Source organism: Kitasatospora sp. NEAU-CNBT7 (genome assembly GCF_057220535.1).
Genome location: NZ_JBXQQB010000027.1, coordinates 26,582 through 34,364, shown reverse-complemented (window position 1 = coordinate 34,364; position 7,783 = coordinate 26,582). Strand labels below are relative to the sequence as shown.

Genomic DNA, 7,783 nt, shown 5'->3' with positions numbered 1-7,783 from the left:
AGGGGAATGGGAGGGGGAGGGGGGGTGGGGGGTGGTCCCCCGCTCCCGCCGCCGACCCGCCGTCAGTTCAGGGTCAGCCCGGGCAGCAGGCCCGGGAGCAGCGGCGGAAGGGTCAGGCCCTGGTTCTCCGGGGCCGCCGGGTCCGCCGACGGCGTCGGCGAGGAGGCCGAACGGTCCGGCTGCCCGGCCGACGGCGTACCGGCGGCCCCGCCCCCGGTCAGCCCGTTGGTCAGCCCGTTCACCAGGCCACCGACGCCGGCCGGCGCGCTGCTCGGGGCGGACCCGCCCGTCGCCGCACCGCCGGTGCCGCCCTTGCCGTGCGGGTCCGGGGTGCCGGCCGGGGACTGCGGCCGGCCACCGGTGGTACCGGGCTGGTGCCCGGCCGCACCGGGGGACTGCTCGCCGCCCGCTCCCGTGCCGCCCGGGGCCTGACCGCCGTCCGCGGCGGGCTGCTCCAGGTGCAGGGGCGCGACGTCCTCGCTTATGTCGTCGAAGAGCTGGTCGACCTTGCCGGCCTGGCCGGTGAGCTGGCCGGGGAGCCGGCTCTGCAGCGTGGTCCAGCGGTCGTCCTCGCCCTCCGCGAAGGTGGCGAGCTTGCGCATCGGGGCGAGCGAGCCGTTGCTCCGGTAGACCGCGCGCAGCAGGTCACGGCCGCGCACCGCCTCGGTGTGCATGTCGTCCAGCGCACGCCGGACCTGCTCGACCGTGTCGGGGCTCAGCGTGTCCGGCGAACCGGCCCGCCGGAGCAGCGACTGGGCCTCGTCGAGCCGGGTGGAGGCCTGCTCCAGCAGCAGCGCGCCGCGCTCGGCGTCGGAGTCCGCCCAGTCCAGCTGGAGGCCCTCCAGACCGCGCTTCATGCCGTACAGCGGGTCCCCCGGCAGGGCGTTGGTGCTCGCGGCCGCGGCACCGGCGAAACTGCCGACCGCCACCCCGGCGACCAGGCCGCCGATCGCCAGCCGTCGGCCCCACCGGCTGCGCGAGACCGCGCGGACCGCCCGGTGCCGCCGCTGCCTGGGCAGCGCCACGGCGGGCCGGCCACCGGCCCACTCCTGCTCGAACGCGGCCATCAGCTGCGCCCGCTGGACCACCCGGGCCTCGGCGTCCAGCTCCGGCTCCGGCAGCGAGCCGAGGGCGCCGGCCATCGCCAGCAGCTCCGCCATCGCGGCGGAGCCGCCGCGGGCCTGGTCGGCCCTGGACGAGCCGGCTCGGGCCGCGCCTCCGGTGTCGGCCCTGCTCTCTGTCCGGTGGGCCTCCAGCGCCTCGGCGAAGGCCTTTGCCCGCCGGTGCTCCAGCACGTTTGCCGTCACGGGCCACACCTCCCTTCGTCGTTTTCGACACCCAGGCCGGCCGGACGGTTGCCTCGGCGGGCCGAAACCACACCATCGGGTGACATGCCTGGATCGGGCTTGACTGCGGCCCCGATGACGGATTGCACGCTGGCCAACGAGCGCGGCCGGGGGTCGGTTACGCACGGCTGATCATGTGACCGCCCATTCACCCGCACGTGTGCGGAGGACGGCCGGGCTGACGGGCCGCCGGATATGCCGCCGCCGCCGACCGGCCCACCGGTGCCGGTACCTGCCGCGATCACCGGGCGTCGGGCGGCAGCAGGCGGGCCAGCGTGCGCACCGCGCGGTACTGGAGGGTCTTGATGGCACCCTCGTTCTTGCCCATGATCCGGGCCGTCTCGGCCACCGAGAGCCCCTGCAGGAAGCGCAGGGTCACGCACTCCTGCTGCTGCGGGTTGAGCCGCCGTACGGCGTCCAGCAGCGCCGCGTTGGAGAGCGACTCCAGCACCGAGTCCTCGGGGCTGCGCTCGCACTCGTTGGAGTCCAGCATCTCGCCGGTGGTGACCTCCAGCCGGAAGCGGCTGGACTTGAAGTGGTCGGCCACCAGGTTGCGTGCGATGGTCACCAGCCACGCGCCGAAGTCCCGCCCCTGCCAGGTGAAGGTGCCGATCCGGCGCAGTGCGCGCAGGAAGGTCTCGCTGGTCAGGTCCTCGGCGGTGGCCCGGCTGCCGACCCGGTAGTAGATGTAGCGGTACACGGTGTCGGCGTAGTGGTCGTAGAGCCGGCCGAAGGCCTCGCTCTCGCCGTTCTGGGCGCGTTCGACCAGGTCGACGATCGGGTTGTGCTCGGTCTCGGAGCCGGTGCCGGTCCCGGTGGCGGACCTGGTCCGGCCGCGGCCGGTGCTCCCGCCGCCGACCGCGGTGCGGCCGCGCGTCCCGGTGCCGGAGCCGGTTCCGCTGGCGCCCGGGCCGCTGGTCCCGGTGCCGCTGGTGGCGGTGGAGCGCAGCAGCGCGCCGGGAACGGGACGGGCCGGCCGGCCGTAGCCGGTGCTCAGGGGGGTGCCGGCCACCGCGGGCTGCGGGACGAGCAGCTCGAAGTCGCGGATCGCGGCCCACAGCTGGTCCAGGCGCGTACCGGGACGCAGGGTGGCGGTCGACGGGCGGGGGGAGGTAGGCGCGTCGTTCCGGACGGGTGGGTACACGGGACTCCCAGAGGCAGAACTGTGGACGGGTCACCTCCGCCTGTGCGGAGAGCACACTGCCTGACCCCCCGTCACCGGGGACGCGTGGTGGCGTGCATCCCAGAGAGGATAACGCTTTGTGCAATGACAGCTACACCCTGTGGTCGAAGTGGTCGTTCGAGGTCCACTTGTTGTGCATTTTCAGCTGGTAATGACCGGAGTTGTCACCGTCCGTCTGGCGCAACGTGAGCGCTCGTAAGCACCGTGTGACCAATTTAAGGGCGGGAGGGGCGGTTTCCCCGTCCTGGCGCCCCGCAATCCCCGAGTTTCCCAAGTCGACGAACGATCAGATCCGGTCGCCGCCGATCCGGTTCGGTCACCCGGCGGCCCGGCGCCGGGTTAGCTCGTTAGCGTGAGCCCGCGCCCATCCATGGAGTGGCTGGCGAAACGCCAGGTTGACGTGTGGGGAGGTGCTCCGCCGACACGCCGACCGTGTGCGAACCTCCCGTCCCGCGCGGGGCTCAGGAGCAGGCGGCGCGCTGCCGGCGGCGTACCGTGACGGCCGCCGCGGCCGCACCGGCCAGTACGCCGAGCCCGGCCGCGGCCGGCAGGCCGATCCGGGCCGCCTTGCGGCCGGTCCGGAAGTCCCGCACCCGCCAGCCCATCGCCCGGGCGTGGCGGCGCAGCGCGGCGTCCGGGTTGATCACGTAGGGGTGGCCGACCAGCGCCAGCATCGGGATGTCGTTGGCGGAGTCGCTGAAGGCCGCGCAGCGGCTGAGGTCGAGCTGCTCGCGCCGGGCCAGCGCCTGGACCGCGGCGGCCTTGGCCGGGCCGTGCAGCAGGCCGCCGACCAGCCGGCCGGTGTAGGCGCCGTCGGCGGTCTCGGAGACCGTGCCCAGCGCGCCGGTCATGCCGAGCTGCCGGGCGATGATCCGGGCCACCTCCTGCGGGGCGGCGGTGACCAGCCAGGTGCGCTGCCCGGCGTCCAGGTGCATCTGGACCAGGGCGCGGGTGCCCGGCCAGATCTTCCGGGCGATGACCTCCTCGAAGATCTCCTCGCAGATCGCCTCCAGGTCGGCCGTCCGCTTGCCGGCGACCAGGCCGAGCGCGGTGTCCTGGGCGTCCGCGATGTGCGCCGGGTCCTCCGAGCCGTGCAGCCGGAACCAGGCCTGCTGCCAGGCGAACCGGGCCACGTCGCGGCGGCTGAAGAAGCGGCGGCGGTACAGCCCGATGCCCAGGTAGAAGATCGCGGCCCCGCGCAGGATGGTGTTGTCGCAGTCGAAGAAGGCGGCCGCCCGCGGGTCGTCCGGCGTCGGGGTGTGGTCCTCGGCGGGGGCCTTGGGCTGCTTGGCGCCCTTCGGCGCGGGCCCGCCGTCCGCGGCGGGCGCCGGCTCCGGCGTCCCGTCCGCCGCGCCCGGGGCGTCGGCCGCCGCGCGGTGCGGCTCCTGCGCCGTGCCGGGCCCGGGGGCGGCGGCCAGCAGGTCCGCCTCGGCGGCCTGGGCGGCGGCCTCGCCCGCCAGGGCGGTCCGCTCGGTCGGGGAACGCCTTGCCTGGGTGAGCCTTCGCAGCGCGGCCATGGCAACGAGCATAGCCAGCGGCGGTGTCGGATCCCGTGACCGTGGTGTGCAGCCCCCGTTAACAGCCCGCATCCGGGGTGTGGCGGCGGCGCCGCGGCCCGGCGGCCGGCCGGGGCCGGCAGGCACAATGGGTCGGGTGAGCCTGCTGCGACGCGACAAGAAGAACCCGGCGGACCGGACCGTGACCTTGGTCGGGAAGCCGGACTGCCACCTCTGCCAGGACGCCCGCGCGGTGATCCTCAAGGTCACCGGTGAACTCGGCGCCGCCTTCGAGGAGAAGGACATCACCCGGGACGCGGAGCTGTACGAGAAGTACTGGGAGCAGATCCCGGTGACCTTGATCGACGGCCGCCAGCACGACTTCTGGCGGGTCGACGAGCGCCGGCTGCGCACCGCCCTCGGCGGCTGAGCGGCCCGCCCGGGCACCAGTACCACCCCCGCCGATCGGCGGGGGTGGTTCGCCGAATCGTTGTCGGCCGAGATGAAGATCTCCTTGAAAAAGGGCTCGTTCGTCGGCTTACCATCGTGGGGCTTTGTGTCCGCCGGGGGTCGCTGACAAGAGGAGAGCAGGACGATGCTGCTCGGTGACCGCCGTGTGCCCCCGGTGCCGGGCGGGTACGCCGTGGTCGACGTCGAGGCCACCGGCCGCAGCCCCTGGCGGCACCGGGTGGTCGAGGTCGCCGTGGTGCTGCTCGACCACCGGCTGCGGGCCGAGGGCGAGTTCGCCACCCTGGTCGACCCGGCCGGGCCGGTCGGCCCCACCCACGTGCACCGGATAACCCAGGACCAGGTGGTCGGCGCCCCGCGCTTCCGCGAGGTCGCCCCGGTCCTGCTGGACCTGCTGGCCGGCCGGGTCCTGGTGGGTCACCACGTCAGCTGCGACCGGTCCTTCCTGGAGCGCGAGTTCGCCCGGCTCGGGGTCGAGCTGCCGCCCGTCCCGGAGCTGTGCACCATGCGGCTGGCCCGCGCCCGGCTCGCCGACGCCGGCGGGTACGGCCTGGCGGCCTGCGTCGCGGCGGCCGGCCTCGGCCGGTACCCGGCGCACACCGCGCTCGGCGACGCCCGGGCCGCCGCCGACCTGCTGCGGCACTGCGTCGCCGTCCCGCCCGGCGACCCGGCGGCCGCGGCCGGCGACTGGGCCGCGCCGCTGCGCGAGGCCGCCCGGGTGCCCTGGCCCCGGCTGGAGCCCGCGGGCGCGGCCGGCCCGGGCGCGGGCGTCCCGCTGCTGCGCCGCGAGGTGCCCGTCGGCCCGCCGCCGCCCGACGGGGACCGGCCGCGGACGGTGCTGTCCGCCGCGGGAGGCGAGTGATGCGCATCACTGTGCGGGGACAAAACGGACACCATCTTTGTGCACACGTTCACAAACGCATAGCCTGGCTGCCTAAGCCCAGCTTCACCCACAGGAGCACCGTGGCAATCGGCCGACCCACCCAGAGCAGTTCGCAGACGCCCGACGCAGGCGCCGCGCGCCGACCCTCCCGTGCCCGGGGCATCCCGGAGGCGACCGTCGCCCGCCTGCCGCTCTACCTGAGGGCGCTCACCGCGCTCTCCGAGCGCTCGGTGCCCACCGTCTCCTCGGAGGAGCTGGCCACCGCCGCCGGGGTCAACTCCGCCAAGCTGCGCAAGGACTTCTCCTACCTCGGCTCGTACGGCACCCGGGGCGTCGGCTACGACGTCGAGTACCTCGTGTACCAGATCTCCCGCGAGCTGGGCCTCACCCAGGACTGGCCGGTCGTCATCGTCGGCATCGGGAACCTGGGCCACGCACTCGCCAACTACGGCGGCTTCGCCTCCCGCGGCTTCCGGGTGGCGGCCCTGCTGGACGCCGACCCGGCCGTGGTCGGCAGCACCGCGGCCGGCCTGCCGGTGCGCCACATGGACGAGCTGGAGTCCATCGTGGCCGGCCAGCAGGTCTCCATCGGCGTGATCACCACCCCGCCCGGCGCCGCCCAGCAGGTCTGCGACCGGCTGGTGGAGGCCGGCGTGACCAGCATCCTCAACTTCGCGCCCACCGTGCTGACCGTCCCGGACGGGGTGGACGTGCGCAAGGTCGACCTCTCGATAGAGCTCCAGATCCTCGCCTTCCACGAGCAGCGCAAGGCCGGCGAGGAGCCCGGGCAGGACGGCGGCATGCTGGACCGCGCCCCGGGCCCGGTCCGGGCCGCCGCGGCCAAGCTGCGCCGCGCCGCGGGCGGGGCGAAGAGCGAGCCCGCCAAGACCGAGGCCGCCAAGCCCCGCTCCGGCAAGGGCACCGACGGCGACCGTTCCGCGGTGATGCCGGCATGAACGCCATGGTCCACAGCTGTCGCGGGGGTCGGTCATGAGCCTGCTCGTGGTCGGCCTGAGCCACCGCACCGCCCCGGTCGGGGTGCTGGAGCGCGCCGCACTGACCGGTGACGTCCCCACCCGGCTGCTGCACGACGCCGCCGCCACGGCGACCGTCGGCGAGGCCGCGCTGGTCAACACCTGCAACCGGATCGAGCTCTACGCGGACGTGGACAAGTTCCACGCCGGCGTCGCCGAGCTGTCGCTGCTGCTCGCCCACCACAGCGGCGTCGACCTGGAGGAGCTCACCTCCCACCTGTACGTGCACTACGAGGACCGCGCCGTCCACCACCTGTTCTCGGTGGCCTGCGGCCTGGACTCGATGGTGGTCGGCGAGGGCCAGATCCTCGGCCAGCTGCGTGACGCGCTGGCCCGCGCCCAGGAGGAGCACACCGCCGGGCGCGGCCTGAACGAGCTGTTCCAGCAGGCCCTGCGGGTCGGCAAGCGGGCCCACAGCGAGACCGGCATCGACAAGGCCGGCCAGTCGCTGGTCACCTTCGGCCTGGAGCAGATCGCCGCCCGGGCCGGGGAGATCGCCGGCAAGCGGGCCCTGGTGGTCGGCGCCGGCTCGATGAGCTCGCTGGCCGCCGCCACCCTGGTCCGGGCCGGCGTCACCGACCTGCTGATCGCCAACCGCACCGCCGCCCGCGCCGAGCGCCTGGTGGAGATCCTCGGCGGCGCCGCCCGCACGGTCGACTTCGCCAAGGTCCCCGAGACGCTGGCCGACGTCGACCTGGTGATCTCCTGCACCGGCGCCGCCGGCGTGGTGATCGGCGCGCCCGAGGCTGCCGCCGCGGTCGCCGCCCGCACCGCCCCCGGCCCGCTCGCCTTCCTCGACCTGGCCATGCCGCGCGACGTCGACCACGCCGTGCACGGCCTGCCGGGCGCGCTGCTGGTCGACCTGGAGAGCCTGTCGCACGCGCACGCCGCCACCCCCGGTGCCGGCGACGTCGACGCGGTCACCACGATCGTCGCCGACGAGGTGGCGGCCTTCGCCGCCGCCCAGCGGGCCGCCCGGATCGCCCCCACCGTGGTGGCCCTCCGGTCGATGGCCTCCGACCTGGTCAGCAGCGAGCTGGCCCGGCTGGACAGTCGGCTGCCCGGCCTGGACGACCGCTCCCGGGCGGAGATCACCCAGACCGTCCGCCGGGTGGTCGACAAGCTCCTGCACGCACCCACCGTGCGGGTGAAGCAGCTCGCGGCCGAGCCCGGCGGAGCCAGCTACGCGGAGGCCCTGCGCGAGCTGTTCGACCTGGACCCCGCGGCGGTGCACGCCGTCTCCGGCACCCCGGTCGGCGGCCCGGCCTCCCCGGCGGCCGGCCCCGCGATCGGCGCCCAGGCCGTCCACCCCGGTGGCAGCAAGGGAGCCGGAGCCTCCAGATGAACCACCAGTCAGCCCATCAGCACGACCA

Annotated in this window: 7 protein-coding genes; 4 read left to right on the top strand and 3 right to left on the bottom strand. The window is 75.0% G+C overall.

Annotated features, from left to right (window positions below; genetic code table 11):
- Window positions 1–62: 62 nt before the first annotated feature.
- From AC2TEW_RS28410 to AC2TEW_RS28400, 3 genes are all read right to left on the bottom strand, one after another.
- On the bottom strand, window positions 63–1,307 hold the full coding sequence (locus tag AC2TEW_RS28410) for a DUF5667 domain-containing protein (protein WP_484626212.1): 1,245 nt from the start codon (window positions 1,305–1,307) through the stop codon (window positions 63–65).
- Window positions 1,308–1,587: 280 nt separating this feature from the next.
- Window positions 1,588–2,490, bottom strand: a complete 903-nt coding sequence (locus AC2TEW_RS28405) for an ECF subfamily RNA polymerase sigma factor, BldN family (RefSeq protein WP_484626211.1) — start codon at window positions 2,488–2,490, stop codon at window positions 1,588–1,590.
- 500 nt (window positions 2,491–2,990) lie between these two features.
- A complete protein-coding gene (locus AC2TEW_RS28400) occupies window positions 2,991–4,046 on the bottom strand; it encodes an HAD family hydrolase (RefSeq protein WP_484626210.1) in 1,056 nt (351 codons plus the stop codon).
- Window positions 4,047–4,173: 127 nt separating this feature from the next.
- Here AC2TEW_RS28400 and AC2TEW_RS28395 point away from each other — a divergent pair, with 127 nt between their 5' ends.
- The 4 genes from AC2TEW_RS28395 to AC2TEW_RS28380 all read left to right on the top strand — a co-directional run bounded on the left by AC2TEW_RS28395 (window position 4,174) and on the right by AC2TEW_RS28380 (window position 7,755).
- Window positions 4,174–4,455, top strand: coding sequence for a glutaredoxin family protein (locus AC2TEW_RS28395; protein ID WP_484626209.1), 282 nt, complete (start codon window positions 4,174–4,176; stop codon window positions 4,453–4,455).
- Between the two features lie 165 nt (window positions 4,456–4,620).
- On the top strand, window positions 4,621–5,355 hold the full coding sequence (locus AC2TEW_RS28390) for a 3'-5' exonuclease (RefSeq protein ID WP_484626208.1): 735 nt from the start codon (window positions 4,621–4,623) through the stop codon (window positions 5,353–5,355).
- A gap of 101 nt (window positions 5,356–5,456) precedes the next feature.
- Window positions 5,457–6,332, top strand: coding sequence for a redox-sensing transcriptional repressor Rex (locus tag AC2TEW_RS28385; RefSeq protein WP_484626207.1), 876 nt, complete (start codon window positions 5,457–5,459; stop codon window positions 6,330–6,332).
- Window positions 6,333–6,366: 34 nt separating this feature from the next.
- Window positions 6,367–7,755, top strand: a complete 1,389-nt coding sequence (locus AC2TEW_RS28380; protein WP_484626206.1) for a glutamyl-tRNA reductase — start codon at window positions 6,367–6,369, stop codon at window positions 7,753–7,755.
- Window positions 7,756–7,783: the final 28 nt, after the last annotated feature.